An 18,652-nucleotide genomic window follows, 5' to 3' on the forward strand; every position below is an offset into this window, starting at 1 on the left:
AAACTTAGTTTGGTCGTTCTACGCGGCGTTTCTCACCCGCAGGGCATAGCGGTGCTGCCACAGATCGACGCCCCACAGCGTGCAGGCGATCAGAGCCGCCGCCGGAGCGAGGATGGGCAGCAGATGCAACGAGGCCAGACGCGCCGCGTAGTTCACGGCGATGATCCAGATGGCGACACGGATCCAGTACGTCGAGATGGCCCGTCCGCCGCGCCGGCGCACCAGAAAGCGACGCAAGGCCAGGATGCAGGCCAGCGCCAGCAATGGAAGTCCAAACGCGGCGACGCCCAGCAGCGAGAGCGCCACGCCCGCCATCGACAGCAGCGGGATGAATATCAGGCATAGCCAGGGCCACTGTACCGGCAGCGGTTCCGGCTGGATCTGCCATTGATCGAGCCCCTGCCAGGCCAGCCAGAACCAAGGCAGCGCGATCAGCACCGTCGTGCACACGACGACCAGTTTGCCGACGTGGCGGACCGCAGGGTCGAAGCCGAAGGCCGGCTGGTTCAGCAGGACGCCCACACCATAGACCAGCAGCGCGATCGTCATGGCCAGCACGCTGCGTGCGGCGAATACCTGCAGACGTGCCGCACTGACGCGATAGCGGTGGCCGGCGTCGAGCCAGAACTTCAGCGGTCGACGATCGATGTCGGTCGGCATGTTTTCCGGATCGCCGCCGCTGGTGCCGAGGATGAAGTCGCGCATCGCCGAGCAGCGATAGGGGCGCAGCGCCTGCAGCAACAGCGACGAGCGCCGGAACGGGCGCCGCAGCGACTCGATGGCCGAATGCACGATGGCGGAGACCTTCTCGCGACGCTTGGCGGTCGTGCTCTGGCGATACAGTCGGTCGGTCAGCTGCGGCGCATGTTCGGGCTGCATCTCCCAGGCGATCTGCATGCGCTGGCGAAGCCGGCTCAGCGCCAGCGGGTCGTGACCGGCCTGGGCCGTGTTCAGATCGAAGAACTCCAGGAACACGTCCTGGTTTGCCTGCGGCATCGGCGGCTCGCTTCGGTACAGCGCGCGCATGGCCGTGACGCCGACCGCCTGTTTGACGCGTAGCGACCAGAAGGCCTCGCATTGCTGCAACCAGCGGCGGAACGCCTCGGCATCGTCGTCGCAGGCGTGGGCGACGACCTCCCGGCTGAGCGCGGTCGGGTCGAACATCGGCGGCTGAGGCGCCGGCGGTGCGATGGGCGTCTCGTCGTCCGCGTCGATGGACGGCGACACGGCAGCAGGCGCGATCGCGTTCTGGGTCGGCGCCGGAGTCGGCGCATGCGATGCCTCGGGGGGCTGCATCGGCGTCGGGACCGTTTCGACCGACGACTGACGATGTCGCAAGGCGAGGCGATAGGCCTCGTGCAGTCGCTGGAATCCTTCGGGATCGTCGTCCGGCCGCGTCTCGCGCAGCTTGCTCGCATAGGCGCGCTTGATCGTTGCCGCATCGGCATCGGGCGTCACACCAAGCAACTCGAAGACCGTCACGTGTTCGGCTCCAGCGCGCGCAGCGCCTGGTCGAGTTCGCGGCGATGTTCGCGGATCAGCTGCTCGTCCTGGGTTTCCAGTGCGGCGCGGAAATGCATGATCCACTGCTGCAGCTGTTCGCGCGCGGCGAGGTGTTCCTCGTACAACCGCTCGGCGCGCGCCAGCAGGGCGAGGTTTTCCTGCTTGCTGCGGGGATGGATCTTGATCGCGGTCAGCGCCTCCAGGCGCGCGCGCACTTCTTCCGGCGTCATCACGCCCGGATTCTGTTCCAGCACCAGTTCGTGCCGTTCGCCGGTGCTCTGCATGGTGGCTTCCACCTGCAGAATGCCGTTGACGTCGTAGGTGAAGCGCACCAGCACGTTGTTCTCGCCCGCGGCCAGGCGCTTGTCGAGCTTGAGATCGAGCTGGCCGAGCTTGACGTTGTTGGCGACCAGCGGGCTTTCGCCCTGGTACACGCCCAGGCTGAGCTTCTCCTGGTGATCGTGGATCGGCTGGAAGCTCTGTTCGCGGCTGACCGGCACCGTGCTGTTGCGGTGGATGATCGGCGCGAAGAAGCCGTCCAGCACGTGGCCGTGCTCGTCGCGGCGGGCCACTTCCGTGCCCAGCGTGTACGGACAGATGTCGGTGAGGATCACTTCTTCCAGACGGCGGTCGCGGGCCTTCATGCCGGCGGCCACGCCCGCGCCGAGCGCCACCGCCTGATCCGGATGGACGTGACGCAGCGGCAGGCGGCCGAACATGCGTGAGACCAGTCGCGCCACCAGCGGCATGCGGCTGGCGCCGCCGACCAGAATGATGTCCTGCAGTTGCTCCGGTCCCAGCTCGGCATCGCGCATCGCGCGTTCCAGCGGCGCGCGCATGCGCTGCACCAGCGGGTCGCACAGGCGCTCGAAGCGTTGCGCGTCGATGGACCACGTCAGGGCGCGGTCGTCCAGTTGCATCTGCAGCGAGGCCTCGCCCTGGCCGAGTTCGCGCTTGAGCCGTTCCAGCCTCCGCCGCAGTTGGCCGCGCTGTCCGGCCGACAAGGCGTTGGCCTCCAGTTTCAGATCGGTGCAGCAGGCCTGGAACAGGGCGTCGAGGAAATCGTCGCCGCCGAGGAAGTTGTCGCCGGCGCTGGCATGCACCTCGACCACGCCCTCGAACATTTCCAGAATCGACACGTCGAAGGTGCCGCCGCCGAGATCGAACACCAGGAAGCGCGATCCGTCGGGTTTCTCCTGCAGCCCGTAGGCCAGCGCGGCCGCGGTCGGTTCGTTGATGAGGCGTTCGACGCGGATGCCGGCCAGTTCGCCGGCCGTGCGCGTGGCCTGGCGCTGGGCGTCGGAGAAATACGCCGGCACGCTGATCACGGCCTGAGTCACTTTTTCGCCGAGCGCGGCGTCGGCGTCGGCCAGCAGCGCCCGCAACACCAGCGCGGACAGTTCCTCCGGACGGAAGCTGCGCGCGCCGAGCCGGGTCTCGCGTGCCGTACCCATCCAGCGCTTGAAGCCGGTCACGCTGCTGTCCGGATGGCTGACCAGCCGGTCGCGCGCCGCGTGGCCGACGATGACCTGTCCGTCCTCGTCGACGCTGACGGCGGACGGCGTGAGGTACTCGCCCAATGCATTGGCGAAAAGGCGCGGCCCCGACTCGCCGTAGCAGCCGATCAGCGAGTTGGTGGTGCCGAGGTCGATACCGACGATCATCCTTGTGGTCCCTGTGCGGTGGCGTGCAAAGCGTGGATGCTACATGCGGAAAACGCCGTAGCGTTGCGGTTCGATCGGCGCGTTCATCGAGGCGGAGATGGCCAGGCCCAGCACGCGACGCGTATCGGCCGGGTCGATCACGCCGTCGTCCCACAGGCGGGCGCTGGCGTAATAGGGATGGCCCTGGCGTTCGTACTGCTCGCGGATCGGCGCCTTGAACTGCTCTTCCTCGTCCGCGCTCCACGCGCCGCCGCGCGCCTCGATGCCGTCGCGCTTGACCGTCGCCAGCACGCTGGCGGCCTGTTCGCCGCCCATCACGCTGATGCGCGCGTTGGGCCAGGTCCACAGGAAGCGCGCGCCGTAGGAGCGGCCGCACATGGCGTAGTTGCCGGCGCCGAAACTGCCGCCGATGATGACGGTGAACTTGGGCACGTGCGAGCAGGCCACGGCGGTGACCATCTTGGCCCCGTCCTTGGCGATGCCGGCGTTCTCGTACTTCTTGCCGACCATGAAGCCGGTGATGTTCTGCAGGAACACCAGCGGCACGTTGCGCTGGTTGCACAGCTCGATGAAGTGCGCGCCCTTGAGCGCGCTCTCGGCGAACAGGATGCCGTTGTTGGCGACGATGCCGACCGGGTAGCCATGGATGTGCGCGAAGCCGCACACCAGGGTCTTGCCGTAGCGCGCCTTGAACTCGTGGAACTCGGAGCCGTCGACGATGCGCGCGATCACCTCGCGGATGTCGAACGGACGGCGCGTGTCCTGCGGGATCACGCCGTACAGTTCCTCGGCGGCGAACTTCGGCTCGACCGGCGCGCGCACGGCCAGCGGCATCGCCTTGGTGCGGTTGAGGCTGGCGACGATGTCGCGGGCGATGGACAACGCGTGCGCGTCGTTCTCGGCGAAGTGGTCGGCCACGCCCGACTGCGCGGTGTGCACGTCGGCGCCGCCCAGCGCCTCGGCGTCGACTTCCTCGCCGGTGGCGGCCTTCACCAGCGGCGGGCCGCCGAGGAAGATGGTGCCCTGTTCGCGCACGATGATGGTCTCGTCGCTCATCGCCGGCACGTAGGCGCCGCCGGCGGTGCACGAACCCATCACCACGGCGATCTGCGGGATACCCAGACCGGACATGCGCGCCTGGTTGTAGAAGATGCGGCCGAAGTGCTCCTTGTCCGGAAACACCTCGTCCTGCAGCGGCAGGAACGCGCCGCCCGAGTCGACCAGGTAGATGCAGGGCAGGCGGTTTTCCAGCGCCACTTCCTGCGCGCGCAGGTGCTTCTTCACCGTCATCGGGAAGTAGGTGCCGCCCTTGACCGTGGCGTCGTTGGCCACGATCACCACTTCCTGACCGTGCACGCGGCCGATGCCGGTGACCACGCCGGCGGCGGGCGCTGCGTCGTCGTACATGCCGTGCGCGGCGAAGGCGGACAGTTCCAGGAACGGTGCGCCCGGATCGAGCAGCGCGCGGATGCGCTCGCGCACCAGCAGCTTGCCGCGGTCGAGATGCTTTTGCCGCGCCCGCTCGCCGCCGCCCTGGGCGACGCGATCCAGCTGCTGTTTCAGGTCGTCGACGAGGACGCCGAGCGCCGCGGCGTTGTCGCGGAAGTCGTCCGAGCGCGGGTCGATGCGGGATTCGAGAATGGGCATGGCAGGTCCGTTGGCTGCGTCGGCGAAGCGCCCATGATACGGGCCGGATCGTCCACGGCCAAAACGCATCGCGCCCGAATGCCTTGGGCGATCCGGGCGCGATGGGCGCGTACGCTCAGAGCGTGCGCGCGGAGACGTGCGAAAAAATCAGTTTTCCGAGCCGGAGTCGTCGCCGGACATGGCCGAGCTGCTGCTGGCCGGTTCCTGCGCCGACATCGTCGAGCTGGGCTCCGTCGGCGCGGACATGCTGGCCGGCGGGGTGGCCGGCTGCATGGCGGCGTTGCTGCTCGGCGTCATGGCTGCGGTGGAAGCTGCCGCCGGCTGCTGGGCGCTGTCGTCGCTTTTGTGGCTGCAGGCGCCGAGGGCGGCAATCATGGCGGCGGCAAGGGCGATACGCGAAACGTTCATGGATGTCCTCCATCCTGTGGGTGGGTAAGGCCATATCATTCAAACATGTTCCATGGGTCCGTGGAGCATCCCGGCTCAAGGCAGTATGGAATTCGTTCATGAAACTTGCGTGTACGTAGCGCGCGCTTCGGCTGCAGTTACGGACACGGTTTCCGAACGCATAAAAAAACCGGCCGCGATTAACGCGGCCGGTTTGCGATTATCCGGAGCGGCGTTTACTTGCCGGAGTCGCCGGTATCGCTCTTGATCGCTTGCTTGGCCTTCTCGGTCATGGAATCGACCTTGTCGCCCGCCTTCTTGGCCATGGCGTCCATCTTGTCGCCCATGCTCGGCGCCGACGACGAGGCCGCCGCCGCGGAAGACGACGCCTTGGCTGCAGCGCTCGCCGCCTCGGCAGCCGCGCTGGCGGCCTGTGAGGCGGTGTCTGCCGCCTGCTGCGCCTTGTCCGCCGCCGTGCTTGCGGCCTGCTGCGCCTGATCCGCTGCCTGCTGGGTCTGTTCGGCCGCCGACTGGGCGTTCTGCGCGTCGTTCGACGTGCTCTTGCCGCAGGCGGCAAGCAGCACGAGCAGTGCGCAGGCGATGAGAATACGCGTGAACTTCATTGAGCTTCTCCTTTGAGATGCCGTGGAATGCCGTAATGGCGGCCTATTAATAGCGCGTTCTTTTCTACGACGCCATATAAGCCGCCACCGGAAAATATCCACGGCCTGTGGAGATCGTGCTCCGGTTCCAGGGTTTCTTAATCGCACTCGATCGCGACGGCCGTGGCCTCGCCGCCGCCGATGCACAGCGAGGCGATACCGCGCTTCAGACCGCGAGCCTTCATGGCATAGAGCAGGGTGACCAGGATGCGTGCGCCGCTGGCGCCGATCGGGTGACCCAGCGCGCAGGCGCCACCGTTGACGTTGACCTTGTCGTGCGGAATGCCCAGCTCCTTCATGGCGGCCATCGCGACCACGGCGAAGGCCTCGTTGATCTCGAACAGATCCACGTCCTCGACCTTCCAACCGGCCTTGTCCAGCACCTTCTGCATGGCGCCGACCGGTGCGGTGGTGAACCATTCCGGCTCATGCGAATGGGTGGCGTGGGCGACGATGCGCGCCAGCGGCGTCGCGCCGCGCTTGCCGGCCTCGTCCGCGCTCATCAGCACCAGAGCGGCGGCGCCGTCGGAAATGCTGGACGCACTGGCGGCGGTGATGGTGCCGTTCTCCTTGCGGAAGGCCGGGCGCAGGGTCGGAATCTTGTCGATGCTGCTGCGGCCGGGCTGCTCGTCGGTGTCGTGGCTGACTTCACCCTTGCGACCCTTGACGGTGACCGGAACGATCTCGGCGTCGAACGCCTGGCTTTCCTGCGCCGCGCGGGCGCGCTCGACCGAGGCAATGGCGAACGCGTCCTGATCTTCGCGGCTGAAGTGATACTTGTCCGCGCAGCTCTCGCCGAACACGCCCATGGCCTTGCCGTCGTACGGGTTGGTCAGACCGTCCCACGCCATGTGGTCGACCAGCTTGCCGTCGCCGTAACGAATGCCGGCGCGGGCCTGCACCATGTGCGGGGCGTTGGTCATCGACTCCATGCCGCCAGCGACGACGACCGAGGCCGAACCGGCCTTGATCAGGTCGTGACCCAGCATCACCGCCTTCATGCCCGAGCCGCACACCTTGTTGACGGTGGTGCAGCCGGCCGACAGCGGCAGGCCCGCGCCGATCGACGCTTGGCGGGCGGGCGCCTGGCCCAGGTTGGCCGGCAGCACGCAGCCCATGAACACTTCGGACACATCCTGTGCGGCGACGCCGGACTGCGCCACGGCCGCGGCGATGGCGGTCGCGCCCAGGGTCGGCGTCGGCACGCCGCTGAACTGGCCGAGGAACGAGCCGATGGCGGTGCGCTTGGCACCCACGATGACGATGTCGGACATGAGAGGCTCCGTGCGTTTGCTTCAAATGAGGGTGCAGCCAGACGGCTGCGTAGCCGTGCATTATGACGGCCCGTCCGGGTGAGCGGCAATGACGGCGCTGGAGAACGCCATCGCTGCCGGCGCTCGGGGTTGCTCGCGAAGGCATGACTTCATGTTGTTGATGCGCAAAGGCTGCGCTTACACTGGCGACGGGAGCCGGTGCAGATGTCGCGGCGATACGCGGTTTGTGGGGAGGTCGTGATGCGGTACAGGATGCGAGTGCGCCCGCTCAGTCGGGCGATGGCCGTGGCCGTCGCCTTGAGTCTGGGCGGTTGTGGCGGTGGTGGCGGCAATGTGCGCCCGTCGCCCGTGCAGGCGCCAGCGCCTTCGCCCGCTCCGGCGCCTTCTCCAGCGCCGGCTCCAGCTCCAGCTCCCTCGCCGCAGCCGCCCCTGGATGCCCAACTGGCGCTGACTAACGCCTACGCTGCGCACGCGGCCGGGTACACCGGTCAAGGGGTCACCATCGGCATCGTCGACACCGGCGTCAACCGGCAGCATCCCACGCTGCTCAACCGCGTGATCGATTCGCTGATCTACGTGGATGGCACCACCAACGATCTGAGCAAGGACGATGTCGTCGGGCATGGCACCGCGGTATCGCAGATCGCGGCGGGGCGTCCGTATGCCTCCTTCCCCGGCGGCATCGCGCCCGACGCGAACCTGGTGTCCGCGCGCATCATCAGCGACGCGCCGCCCAAGGACGACGGCAGCGGACAGGGCAATGCCGTCGAAGCCTCGGATGCGGACTTCTTCGCGACCTACCTCAATCCGGCGCTCATCAACGCCGGCGTGCAGGTGATGAACAACTCCTGGGGCGGACTGTACTGGGACCCGGCCCACGCGCAGCAGGTCGGCGAGGCCTTCGCCGCCGCCTACCGGCCATTTGTGGTCGATCATGGCGGCATCGTGGTGTTCGCCACCGGCAACAACGGCGCCGGCGATCACGGCAGTCCCGAGCCCAGCGACACCGCAGCCATTCCCTACTGGGGACCTGACCTCGAACGCGGCTGGATTGCGGCGGCGGCGCTGGACAGCAACAACTCGACCCAGCTCGCCACGTACTCGAACGCCTGCGGCAAGGCGATGAACTACTGCATCAGCGCGCCGGGTGACGTCATCGTGCTCGATCCTCAGGCGACGACCAGCACCAATCCGCTGAAGTACTACATCGTCGAAGGCACGTCATTCGCTGCGCCGGAAGTCTCGGGCGCGGCCGCGGTGGTGTGGCAGGCGTTCCCGTACTTCGACAACGATCTGGTGCGGCAAACCCTGCTGGGCACGGCCACCGACCTCGGTGCGCCGGGCGTCGATCCGGTGTTCGGCTGGGGTGCGCTGGACGTGGGCAAGGCCGTGAAGGGGCCGGCGAATTTCGCCTGGGGCGATGTCTCGGTGAACTTCGACGGCAGCACCTCGACCTGGTCCAACGACATCGTCGGCGCCGGCGGCTTGAGCAAGAGCGGCACTGGCACCCTGGTGCTGGCCGGCAACGATACCTATCAGGGCGACACTTCGGTGCTTGGCGGCACGCTGCAGTCGGCGCATGTGCTGCCCGGCAACGCCAGCGTCGCCAACGGCGCGTCGCTGACCGGCATGTACGACGCCGCGGACACCAGCGTGGTACCGGTCGGCGTGTCCGGCGTGGCTGGTAACCTCAGCAACGCCGGACTCGTGTTGGTAGCCGGCGGCAACGCCACGGTCGGCGGCAATTACATCCAGACCGCCAGCGGCACGCTTTCGCTCAGTCTCGGCTCCATCCTGGATGTCACCGGCACCGCGACGCTCGCCGGTCAGCTGAACATCGTCGGCGCCGATCAGGGCTACGTCAGCAACGCGCATCAGGATCTGCTGACCGCCGCCGGCGGCGTGACCGGCACCTTCGACACGTTCACCCTGGCCAGCGGCGTGTTCCTGTCGAGCACGGTGCAGTACGACGTCAACGACGTGTGGGTCGACACCACCAGTCTCAGCGTCACCACCACCGCGGCCTCGGCCGGTTTCGCGGCGCAGCCGGCGGTGATGGGCAGCGCGCAGCGCGTGGACGGGGCGTTCAGTCAGATCAACGCCAGCTTTGCGGGCAGCGGCACGGTCGCCAGCGGCTTCGTGCAGGCGGCCGGCGCGATCCAGCACACGCCGACGCTGTCGGCGGCGCAGCTCTCGCTGCAGAGTCTTTCCGGCGAGCTGCATGCGGTCAGCACGGCGATGGCGTTCCAGACCATCGACGCCTCCAGCCGCACGCTGTCCGAACGTTTCGACGATCTGCTGGCGCACGGCGGCTACGGCGTGTGGAGCAGGCAGCTCGACGTCAGCGGAACCATGGCGCGCAGCGGCTTCGATGGCGTCGGCTTCCAGCTCGACGGCTGGCTGGTGGGCAGCGACCGCCGCTTCGGCGAGCACGGCGTGGCCGGCTTCGCGTTCGGTCAGAGCCAGGGCGACCAGCGCCTGACGGCGCGCGCCGACCGCGACCGCAGCCGCACCGTCGAAGGCATGTTCTACGCGGGATGGACGCGCGGTGCCTGGTACACGCAGGGCCGTGTCGGATTCGGCCACTTCAGCCAGGACGTGCGCCGCGATCTGCTGCTGGGTTCGTCGTGGATGCCGGTGTCGACGTTCTACAACGGCCAGTACCGCGTCGCCTACGGCGAGAGCGGCATGCAATTCAGCCGCGGCCGCAGCCGCCTGACGCCCTACGTGGACGTGCAGTATGCGCAGGTCGGCCGCGACCGTTTCGCCGAACAGGGCGCCTACGGTTTCGGCCTACAGTCGCCGGCGCAGACCACGGACCGCTGGCAGGCCGGCGTCGGCCTGCGCGCGGCGCATCGCGTCGATTTCGCCAGCGGACCGACGGTGGACTTCAACGCGCACGTGCAGTGGCAGCGCACCCTGGCGTCCAGCGGCGACGTGACCGACGCGAGCTTCGTCGGCGTGCAGGACTGGCGACCGCTGGTCGGCATCGGCCTGTCGCGCTACAGCGGTTTGTTCGGCGTGGGCATGAACGCGCACCTCAACCCGCAGACGACGCTGAACCTCGGCTACGACTACCAGGTCGGCCAGCACGTGAGCGCACGGCAGTGGATGGCGCGCTTCAACCTGGCGTTCTGACCTAGCCGGCTTCCGTGACTCGAAAAGCCCGTGCGCTGCATAACACGGGCTTTTCATGTGCGCAGGGTTGTCGCTGTGGTTCCATGCAGTCGCCGGGATGACGAGTTTGGGAAGTGCGCTCAGGAATGGCAGCCGTCATGCCGGTGTTTTAAAGATTTCCCAATCCCGATTCCCTGCTTTTCAGGCCTTGCCGTGGAACAGCTCGCGGCCGATCAGCATGCGGCGAATTTCGTTGGTGCCGGCGCCGATCTCGTACAGCTTGGCATCGCGCAGGATGCGGCCGGTCGGGTACTCGTTGATGTAGCCGTTGCCGCCCAGCGTCTGGATCGCCTCCAGCGCCACCTGCACCGCATCGGACGAGCACTTCAGCAGGCACGAGGCCGGATCGATGCGCGACTTCACGTTGTCGTCGAACTGCTGCGCGACCATGTAGGCGTAGGCGCGCGAGGACTGCAGCGCGGTGTACATGTCGGCGACCTTGGCCTGCATGATGCCGAAGGTGCCGATGGGCGCGTTGAACTGCTTGCGCTCGCGCACGTAGGGCAGGGTGATGTCCAGCGCCGCCTGCATCAGGCCGATGGGGCCGCCCGAGAGCACCAGGCGCTCGGTGTCCAGGCCGCTCATCAGCACGCGCACGCCTTCGTTGATCTCGCCGACGATGTTCTCCTCGGGAATTTCGCAGTTCTCGAACACCAGCTCGCAGGTGTTGGAGCCGCGCATGCCCAGCTTGTCCAGCTTCTGCGCGGTGCTGAAACCCGGCATGCCTTTCTCGACGATGAAGGCGGTCATGCAGCGGCTGCCCGCCTCGCGGCCGGCGGTGCGCAGGTAGACCAGCAGCACGTCGGCGTCGGGACCGTTGGTGATCCACATCTTCGAGCCGTTGGCGACCCACACGTCGCCCTTCTTCTCGGCGCGGCAGGTCATCGAACCGACCACGTCGGAACCCGCGCCGGGTTCGCTCATCGCCAGCGCGCCGACGTATTCGCCCGAGCACAGCTTGGGCAGGTATTTCTCCAGCTGCGCCTTGCTGCCGTTGTGGAAGATGTTGTTGACGCACAGGTTGGAGTGCGCGCCGTAGGACAGGCCGACCGAACCCGAGGCGCGGGAGATTTCCTCCATCGCCACCAGGTGTGCCAGGTAGCCGAGCTCGGAACCGCCGTATTCGCCGCTGACGGTGACGCCGAGCAGACCCATCTCGCCGAGCTTGCGCCACAGGTCCTCGGGAAACACGTTTTCGCGGTCGATGCGGTCCGCGCGTGGGGCGATCTCCTTTTCCGCGAAGGCCGCCACGCTCTCGCGCAGCATGTCCAGATCGTCACCGAGGGAAAAAGGGCGCATAACGGACCGACTCCTTGGATAGGGCCGCCCATGGTAGCGCAGCAGCCCCGTCGGAGCATCCGCGACATGTCGGTGCACTCAGCTCGACGGGTTCCGGGTTTGTGTTGCAAGTTCTTGCAGAACAGGCAGTTGCCGGTACAGAAGGCCCAACTGCGCCATCACCAAATGGCGACCGTCGCGCTGCTGCAGGCTGGCGTCCCCGGGCGGTACATCGACATCGTCCCAGGCCGCGGTGTGGTGTGCGACCGGCCTGGCGTCCGCTCGTTGCGGTTCGGCCAGCGCGCGCAGGCGCGTGGCGAGGTCGCGGGCCTGCGCCTGCAGCGCGACCGCGTCGGCCGAGGCCGACAGGCGATGCCGGTGCGCGCCCAGCGTGGAAAGATGGCCGAGCAACGTCTGGCTGGCGGCCAGCATTCGCAGGACCAGATCGGCATCGGCGTGCTGCCCGGCGGGGTCGTCGCGGGCCTGGGTCAGATGCGCGCTGAGTTCAGCGTCGGCGTTGTGCGCGTCGCGTCGCGCGCGGCGATACGGCAGATCGTCGCGCTTGCCGCTGGCGTACTGCGCGGCGATGGCTTCCAGATAGGCCGCCTGCGCGCGCAGCAGCGCCGCGAACAGCGCTTGCAGTTCGCGCGCGCGCCAGTCCGGCAGCACCAGCAGCGTCACCGCCACCGCGATCGCGCCGCCCAGCACGGTGTCGAGCAGTCGCGGCGCGATCAGCTCGAAGCCGTTGCCGACCTGGTTGAAGGCCAGCAACACCAGCACCGTGACTGCGGCCGAAGCGATCAGATAACGACGGAAGCGCGTCACGAAGAACAGCACGCTGGCCGCCACCGTGCCGACCAGTTGCGCATGCGGCGAGGGGAACAGCTTCAGCAGCGCCCAGCCGACCAGCAGACCGATCAGCGTGCCGCCGACGCGTTGCAGCACGCGCACGCGGGTGGCGCCGTGGCTGGGTTGGCACACCAGCATCACCGTCAGCAGAATCCAGTAGCCCTGTTCGGGATGCACGGCGCGCAGCACCAGGTAGCCGATCAGCATCGCCAGGCTCAGACGCAGGGCGTGACGGAAGCGCGCCGAGCTGGGCGTCATCTGCACGCGGATGCGGCGTAGCGCCTCGATGGGGCCGGTCGGCGAGGGGTCGTGCAGGCTGCGGTCCACGGTTTCGGCCTCGACGGCCTCGGCGCAGGCGATGCGCTCCTGCAGGCGGTCGAGGTTGTCGGCCAGGCGGTCGAGCGCCTGCAGCAGGGCGGGTGCGGGCGGTTCGGGCGCACGGCGCTGGCGGTCGATGGAGGCGCGCAGGTCGTGCACGATGCCGCGCAACATCGGCGGCATGCGAAATGCGCTGCCGGTGCGCTCGGCGTTGGCGCGGTCCCGGCAGGCCGTCGCCAGCGCGCGCATCAGGCGCTGACCGCGGAACATCACGTCGCTGTGGAAGAACGCCTCGGCCAGCGCTTCGTAGGGGTAATGCGAGGACGAGGCGCGTTCGTGGATATCCTGCGCGGCCAGATACAGCGACAGCGAACGTTCCAGCGCGGCATGCGGGCGACGGCGATCGAGGCGGTCGATCAGCGTGCCGCGAGCGTCGTTGAGCGCCTCGACCACGCGCGTGTTGATCTGCGCCAGTTCGGCGCGCAGGGCGGCGACGGGCAGGTCGTGCATCGGCTCGAACAGCTGTGCCTTAGCGTCCAGATACGCGCCCAGCGTGTCGTACAGCCGCGCCAGCGACTGGCGTACTGGATGCTGTACGAACAACGCGCTCCACACGGTCGCCAGCACGCCGTACCAGGCCGCGCCGGCGGTCAGCAGCAGCGGTTCGCGCCAGATCGGCAGCTGCGCCGCGCCGGGCTGATCCATGCCGATCATGGTGTAGACCGCCAACAGCAGCGTGGCGCTGGCGATGGTGGCGTAGCGCGGACTCGCCGCGCCCAGCATCACCAGCAGAAAGCTGCCCAGCGTCAGCGCCGCGGCAAAGGCCCAGGGCATGGCAAACAGCGCCTCGACCACGAACGCGGCGATCAGGAAGCACAGCAGTGTGCCGATCAATGCCTGCAACCTGCGCCGCCAGGCGTCCTCGGTTTCCGCCAGCGCCGCCGCGATCACGCCCAGCAGCAGCCCGATCATCACGTGCGGCTGCTTCGCCAGCACGCCGTACAGCGCCACACCGAGCATCGCCAGCAACACGCGCAACGCATCGGCGAAGCGGTCCGAGGTTCTAAAGTGGGATAGCAAGCGCAGCATGGATAGGATTGGCTCGGTACGGCGGATCGGCTGCAGCGTAGCGCAATGCGTGCGTGTCGAGTTTGGTCGGTCCGTACGTCGTGCATAAGGACGTCGACGATTCTGGACCGCTTTGTCTGTGCCGCGCATGCCAGAGCGTAGGTGTGATTTTTTCCAGTACGGCAAGACCATGGCTGGAGTTCGCGTTCTTGGATGTTTGTTCGTGACCGGTCTTTTTCGCAACGCGCGCCCTGAGGGTTGGAGCGCTCCTACACACGGAGGTTTCTCGTTGTATGCATCCCAAAATCTACGAGAATGTGATCATTGGAAACTTTCTTTATGGTCTTGGTTTTGCCATGCGTCAGCATGCCGATGGCGTTGGACACCAAGGCGCAGTAAATCTGCTTCAGCAAACGCCGGCCGACACGCTTCTCGGTGACGTCCTGATGACGTTCCCAGGGATGAGTCGGCTCATCGAGTTCAAGCGAAAGGGCGCTGTCCTCAACAAGGAGACGGTGAGGCACGTCACGTTGACGAAGGCGCTCGAAGACAAGTCGGCATTGCAGCGCGTGTCACGACGCATGCACTTGTATCTCGAGTTCTCCGAAACGGAACCGGATGCGGCTTCCATCAAAGTCACCAGTTACCTTGACGCTTTTTCAAGCGATGATGCGCTTACGCAGACCATGGCCGGCTGCATCGAAAAATTCGCGTCCGATGTATCGGAAAGTGCGCGCATGGAGCCTGCCGTACGTGCTGCTCAGCGAGAGGAGGAGGCCTTCTACCTGAAGCTTGTGCGTAGTCTCCAGGGCGAGGGTTCGATTGGGTCCGGCGGGATGCTGCTGATGTCCGATGCAGAGGGTCGTCTCGCTTATGCCTATCTTGAGGATTTGTCCGCGTTGCGTATGACGACGCGGGAGTGGAGTCATGCATTGGATCAGAAACTTCAGCGTGAGCTGACGAGATCCATGTCCCGGGAACATTCTATGAAGCGAGATCGAGGACACGGGTTGGAACGGTGATCGTTCTGAACAAGGAGGCGTCATGACCGAAGCCGAAAACGAAGCGCGCCTGCAAGAGCTCTATGACATCGCAGGTCGACTGATGGAGCTTGCGCGAGAAGATCAGGATGCCATGCGGGTCGAGATGCATCGGGTGCAAGCTCTTTGTCTGAGTCTTTCCAAAGCGCATGCGAAGCAACTGAGTCATTGGGATCAGACATTACGAAAGACATTCGTCGAGGTTGCCGAATCCTCCGTTGAACCGACACGCCGCGCGATGGAACAGGCGCGGAAGGATGCGGAGTTCGCCGCATATTCGTATCGGCATGCGCTTCGGCGACTTGGGTGGGGGCGGTTTCTTTTTGCCTGCGCGATATCGGTCGCGCTTTGGCTGGCTGTACTCGTGAGTGTCTGGGTGTTCGTGCCGTCGTTGGATCAGTTGGCGGCGCGGCGCGCAGAAGTGGCTAACCTGCGTGCGCAGGCCGAACAGATGAGCGCCCGCGCCAAAGCAGAGTTCACTCAATGCGAGGATCGGGATGGGACGCAGCACCTATGTTTCCGTGATGACGAAAGCAAAGGGCCGTATTTCGACGGGAACAAGACCTATCGTGCCCTGTGGCGTCATTGATGCAGAGGGGACGGTTTAGGGTATTGAGTGAATGCTGCGCTTGTTGCGTTGCGCCTAAGCAGTCTTTCGTAGGTTCCCGGCATCAAGAAAAAGGGGCACCTCGCGGCGCCCCTTTCGATGCGGCTTGGTGATGCCGTCGCTTACTGACCGCGCATGCGGCCCTGGAAGCGCGGACCGCCGTTGCCCATCAGCGGCAGCTTGACCTTGCCGATGATGGCAATGCGCTCTTCGGCCATGCGGTCGGCGGCCTTGTAGGTCGCGATGTCATCGCGCTCGGCGATCTCGAAGATGCGGCTGACGTTGTGATACACGGTGCGCATCATGCGCATCGCGCGCTCGCGGTTGTAGCCGTCGATCTCCAGCGACACGTTCATCACGCCACCGGCGTTGACCGCGTAGTCCGGCGCGTACACCACGCCGCGCTTCTTCAGCTCGTCGCCGATCTCGTCGGTGGCCAGCTGGTTGTTGGCCGCGCCGCAGATGATCGGCGCCTTGATGCGGTCGATGGTGTCTTCGTTGACGGTGCCGCCCAGCGCGCACGGGCTGTAGACGTCGGCGTCGACGTCGTAGATCTCGTCCAGACCCACGGCCTCGCAGCCCAGCTCGTCGACGCAGCGCTGCACCGCATCCTTGTTGATGTCGGTGACGAACACCTTGGCGCCCTGTTCGCGCAGCAGCTTGATGTACTCGCTGCCGACGTGGCCGCAGCCCTGCACGGCGAAGCTGTACTTGCCCACGTCCTCGTTGCCGTGCTTGTAGTTCAGCGACGCCATCACGCCCTGCAGCGTGCCGTAGGCGGTGAACGGCGACGGATCGCCCGAACCGCCGTGCACCTGATGCACGCCGGTCACGAATTCGGTCTCGCGGAACACCCACTCCATGTCGTTGACGTCGATGCCGACGTCCTCGGCCGTGATGTAGCGGCCGTTGAGCGAGTTCACGAAGCGGCCGAAGGCGCGGAACAGGCCCTCGGACTTGTCGACGGCCGGATCGCCGATGATGACGGCCTTGCCGCCGCCCAGGTTCAGGCCGGCCACGGCGTTCTTGTAGGTCATGCCGCGCGACAGGCGCAGCACGTCGTTCACGGCTTCCTGCTCGGTCTTGTACGGCCACATGCGCAGGCCGCCCAGCGCCGGGCCCAGCACCGTGTTGTGGATGGCGATGATGGCTTTCAGCCCGACATCCTTGTTGTGGCAGAAAACGACTTCCTCGTGACCGGTTTTGGCGATTGTTTCAAAAATCATCGGACTCAAGACTCCGTGTGAGCAGGCAAAGCAGCGCCGCGAACGGCTGCGTTAGCTCTGGGAAGGGGCGTCAATTCTCGGTGCTAGGTGATTGATTTGACGTGCATTGATGGGCCGCGCTGCAGGGCGGGGCCGGCGTATGGGCGCGTAGTGTAGTACCTCGTCGTCGCCAGCGACAGTTTGCGGTCGGGGCGTGGTTGTGGCATATGCGGCCGCGTTTGTGCGGGGGTAAAAAAAGACGCCCGCGCGGTGGCGGGCGTCCGGTTCGCGGCGGTCGGGCCGCGTCGTGTCGACGACTCAGTGATCGTCGCGGTCGTAGCGGCGGTCGTGGCGGCGATCGTAGCGACGGTCGTGACGACGATCATGCCGGCGTTCGACGCGATGCTCGACACGGCGCTCGTGGCGCAGGTCGCGGCGATGCTGCACGTAGCGGCCGTGGTTGTAGGCGCGATATGCGACATGGCGGTTCCAGGCCGCACGCTGGAATACCCAGCGGCCGTCGCGGTGCACCCAACGCGGATGGCTGTACACGTAGCCCACGCGGTTGCGGTGCCAGCTGCCCGGCATCCACACATAGCGCACGTTGTTCCAGCGCCAGTAGCCCGGCGCCCAGAAATAGCCGACGCGTGCCGGCGGCATGCGCTCGTAACGCATCGGCGGCGGAGCGATGCCGACCGAGATCGACAGCCGCGTGCCGGCCTGCGCCTGCGGGATCGAGACCACCGTGCCCAGACCGAGGGCCAGGGCGGTGAGCAGCGAGAGTTTTCCGAATGTTTTCATGAGGGGCTCCGTCGTAGGGCGGTCGATAGCCGCAGTCCCGAAAACGGATCGGTTGCGCCAGCCGTTGACGCTGCATGCCGGACCGTTCAGACACGCGCAAGCTACCTGAAGCGGCATTCATGGAGAGCGCGGAAGCGCGAACCTGCCGCCGCGCGTCGCGAACCGACGCGCAGCGCATCCGTGACGGAGCGGTGCAGGGCGCTACATCCGGCAGTTCGGTGCATGCCCGTTGGCGCGCGCCTGCTGATACACCGGCATCAGTTGCTGCGCCTGCTGCTGCAGCTTGCCGGCGCGCTGGCTCGGCGCGGGATGGGTGGACAGGAACGCCGGCACCTTGCTGCCTTGCTGGCCCATCTTCTGCCACAGCGTCACTGCCGCGCGCGGGTCGAAGCCGGCCTGCGCCATGTAGCGCTGGCCGAGGATGTCGGCCTCCGATTCCTGCGTGCGCGAGAACGGCAGCAGGATGCCGACTTCCGCGCCGAGACCCAGCGCGGCCATGGTCCGTCCCGCGTCGTTGCCGCGCGAAGCGCCGTACAGCGTGCCCGCCAGTACCGCGCCCTGGACCGCCATGTTGTCCGACACGCGCTCCGCGCCGTGCCGCGCCACCACGTGCGCCAGCTCGTGGCCGAGCACGGTCGCCAGCTGATCCTGCGTGGTGGCGATCTTGAACATGCCCTTGTTCACGCCGATGCGCCCGCCGGGCAGGGCGAAGGCGTTGGCGCTGTCCTCGTCGATGATCTGCACCTGCCAGTCCTGATTGCGCCACTTCGGCGGCAGTACGGCGATCAACGCCTTGGCCACGCAGGTCGCGTAGGCGCGCTGACGTGGCGCGTTGGCGAACTTGCCCTTGCGGCCCATCTCCTGGAAGGCCTGCGTGCCGAGCTGACTCATCTGCTGGTCCGACACGACCATCAGCTGCTTGCGCCCGGTCGGCGAGGTCGCGCAGCCGGTCAGCGTGGAGATGACCGCAACAGCAATCCAGATCAGGTGGTGGGCGGGCCGTTTCATGTGCGTGCTCCATCCGAGGCGGGTCACCATAGTGCATCAGGATGGCATGCGTTTTCGACCGACGCTGGGTCCCGGCTTGCGCCGGGATGACGGTTCTCTTGGGATCGCGCGGGGCTCGGTTCGTCGTCATGGCCGCTTCGCTTCGGATCGCGCGGGGCTCGGTT

14 protein-coding genes are annotated in these 18,652 nt (G+C 66.6%); 4 read left to right on the top strand and 10 right to left on the bottom strand.

From position 1 onward, the window contains the following. Nucleotides 1-18 precede the first annotated feature (18 nt). From LF63_RS06680 to LF63_RS06690, 3 genes are read right to left on the bottom strand one after another with little or no spacing between them, the layout of a single operon-like run. A complete protein-coding gene (locus tag LF63_RS06680; protein ID WP_043100519.1) occupies nt 19-1,482 on the bottom strand; it encodes a J domain-containing protein in 1,464 nt (487 codons plus the stop codon). Further along, nucleotides 1,479-3,167 carry an Hsp70 family protein gene (locus tag LF63_RS06685; protein WP_043100521.1) on the bottom strand — a complete coding sequence of 563 codons (1,689 nt, stop codon included), beginning with the start codon at nt 3,165-3,167 and terminating at the stop codon, nt 1,479-1,481. Before LF63_RS06685 ends, LF63_RS06680 begins: the two co-directional genes overlap by 4 nt. 39 nt (nt 3,168-3,206) lie before the next feature. Then, nucleotides 3,207-4,814, bottom strand: a complete 1,608-nt coding sequence (locus LF63_RS06690; protein WP_043100523.1) for a carboxyl transferase domain-containing protein — start codon at nt 4,812-4,814, stop codon at nt 3,207-3,209. Between the two features lie 178 nt (nt 4,815-4,992). Between LF63_RS06690 and LF63_RS06695 the strand changes: the two genes are divergently transcribed. Further along, the gene (locus LF63_RS06695) at nt 4,993-5,250 is read left to right on the top strand and encodes a hypothetical protein (RefSeq protein ID WP_043100525.1); all 258 of its coding nucleotides are present in this window, start codon (nt 4,993-4,995) and stop codon (nt 5,248-5,250) included. Between the two features lie 187 nt (nt 5,251-5,437). Here LF63_RS06695 and LF63_RS06700 read toward each other — a convergent pair whose 3' ends face one another. Further along, nucleotides 5,438-5,824, bottom strand: coding sequence for a hypothetical protein (locus tag LF63_RS06700; protein WP_043100526.1), 387 nt, complete (start codon nt 5,822-5,824; stop codon nt 5,438-5,440). A 137-nt stretch (nt 5,825-5,961) separates the two neighbouring features. Continuing rightward, complete coding sequence (locus tag LF63_RS06705; protein WP_043100527.1) at nt 5,962-7,137, bottom strand: thiolase family protein; 1,176 nt, start codon at nt 7,135-7,137, stop codon at nt 5,962-5,964. A gap of 252 nt (nt 7,138-7,389) precedes the next feature. Between LF63_RS06705 and LF63_RS06710 the strand changes: the two genes are divergently transcribed. Beyond that, the gene (locus tag LF63_RS06710; protein ID WP_043100528.1) at nt 7,390-10,275 is read left to right on the top strand and encodes an autotransporter serine protease; all 2,886 of its coding nucleotides are present in this window, start codon (nt 7,390-7,392) and stop codon (nt 10,273-10,275) included. A gap of 180 nt (nt 10,276-10,455) precedes the next feature. Here LF63_RS06710 and LF63_RS06715 read toward each other — a convergent pair whose 3' ends face one another. Then, nucleotides 10,456-11,613 (bottom strand): isovaleryl-CoA dehydrogenase, encoded by a 1,158-nt coding sequence (locus LF63_RS06715; protein ID WP_043100530.1) that lies wholly within the window; start codon nt 11,611-11,613, stop codon nt 10,456-10,458. Nucleotides 11,614-11,691: 78 nt separating this feature from the next. Then, on the bottom strand, nt 11,692-13,848 hold the full coding sequence (yccS, locus tag LF63_RS06720) for a YccS family putative transporter (RefSeq protein ID WP_043100531.1): 2,157 nt from the start codon (nt 13,846-13,848) through the stop codon (nt 11,692-11,694). Nucleotides 13,849-14,120: 272 nt separating this feature from the next. Between yccS and LF63_RS06725 the strand changes: the two genes are divergently transcribed. Beyond that, complete coding sequence (locus LF63_RS06725) at nt 14,121-14,849, top strand: hypothetical protein (protein ID WP_052394787.1); 729 nt, start codon at nt 14,121-14,123, stop codon at nt 14,847-14,849. Nucleotides 14,850-14,871: 22 nt separating this feature from the next. Beyond that, nucleotides 14,872-15,456: a hypothetical protein gene (locus tag LF63_RS06730; protein ID WP_043100532.1), complete on the top strand. Its 585-nt coding sequence runs from the start codon at nt 14,872-14,874 to the stop codon at nt 15,454-15,456. A 140-nt stretch (nt 15,457-15,596) separates the two neighbouring features. Here LF63_RS06730 and LF63_RS06735 read toward each other — a convergent pair whose 3' ends face one another. The 3 genes from LF63_RS06735 to LF63_RS06745 form a co-directional block, all read right to left on the bottom strand. Next, the gene (locus LF63_RS06735; RefSeq protein ID WP_043100534.1) at nt 15,597-16,700 is read right to left on the bottom strand and encodes a Glu/Leu/Phe/Val dehydrogenase dimerization domain-containing protein; all 1,104 of its coding nucleotides are present in this window, start codon (nt 16,698-16,700) and stop codon (nt 15,597-15,599) included. A 297-nt stretch (nt 16,701-16,997) separates the two neighbouring features. Further along, on the bottom strand, nt 16,998-17,480 hold the full coding sequence (locus tag LF63_RS16110) for a YXWGXW repeat-containing protein (RefSeq protein ID WP_043100536.1): 483 nt from the start codon (nt 17,478-17,480) through the stop codon (nt 16,998-17,000). Between the two features lie 201 nt (nt 17,481-17,681). Further along, on the bottom strand, nt 17,682-18,488 hold the full coding sequence (locus tag LF63_RS06745; RefSeq protein ID WP_043100538.1) for a M48 family metallopeptidase: 807 nt from the start codon (nt 18,486-18,488) through the stop codon (nt 17,682-17,684). Between the last annotated feature and the right edge of the window lie 164 nt (nt 18,489-18,652).

The sequence above is a fragment of the Oleiagrimonas soli genome, from assembly GCF_000761445.1.
GTDB lineage: Bacteria > Pseudomonadota > Gammaproteobacteria > Xanthomonadales > Rhodanobacteraceae > Oleiagrimonas > Oleiagrimonas soli.

Coding starts and splice junctions, on each gene's coding strand:
- LF63_RS06685 (WP_043100521.1), bottom strand. CDS start 3,167: ATGATCGTCGGTATCGACCTCGGCACCACCAACTCGCTGATCGGCTGC.
- LF63_RS06690 (WP_043100523.1), bottom strand. CDS start 4,814: ATGCCCATTCTCGAATCCCGCATCGACCCGCGCTCGGACGACTTCCGC.
- LF63_RS06695 (WP_043100525.1), top strand. CDS start 4,993: ATGGCCGAGCTGCTGCTGGCCGGTTCCTGCGCCGACATCGTCGAGCTG.
- LF63_RS06700 (WP_043100526.1), bottom strand. CDS start 5,824: ATGAAGTTCACGCGTATTCTCATCGCCTGCGCACTGCTCGTGCTGCTT.
- LF63_RS06705 (WP_043100527.1), bottom strand. CDS start 7,137: ATGTCCGACATCGTCATCGTGGGTGCCAAGCGCACCGCCATCGGCTCG.
- LF63_RS06710 (WP_043100528.1), top strand. CDS start 7,390: ATGCGAGTGCGCCCGCTCAGTCGGGCGATGGCCGTGGCCGTCGCCTTG.
- LF63_RS06715 (WP_043100530.1), bottom strand. CDS start 11,613: ATGCGCCCTTTTTCCCTCGGTGACGATCTGGACATGCTGCGCGAGAGC.
- yccS (WP_043100531.1), bottom strand. CDS start 13,848: ATGCTGCGCTTGCTATCCCACTTTAGAACCTCGGACCGCTTCGCCGAT.
- LF63_RS06725 (WP_052394787.1), top strand. CDS start 14,121: ATGCATCCCAAAATCTACGAGAATGTGATCATTGGAAACTTTCTTTAT.
- LF63_RS06730 (WP_043100532.1), top strand. CDS start 14,872: ATGACCGAAGCCGAAAACGAAGCGCGCCTGCAAGAGCTCTATGACATC.
- LF63_RS06735 (WP_043100534.1), bottom strand. CDS start 16,700: ATGATTTTTGAAACAATCGCCAAAACCGGTCACGAGGAAGTCGTTTTC.
- LF63_RS16110 (WP_043100536.1), bottom strand. CDS start 17,480: ATGAAAACATTCGGAAAACTCTCGCTGCTCACCGCCCTGGCCCTCGGT.
- LF63_RS06745 (WP_043100538.1), bottom strand. CDS start 18,488: ATGAAACGGCCCGCCCACCACCTGATCTGGATTGCTGTTGCGGTCATC.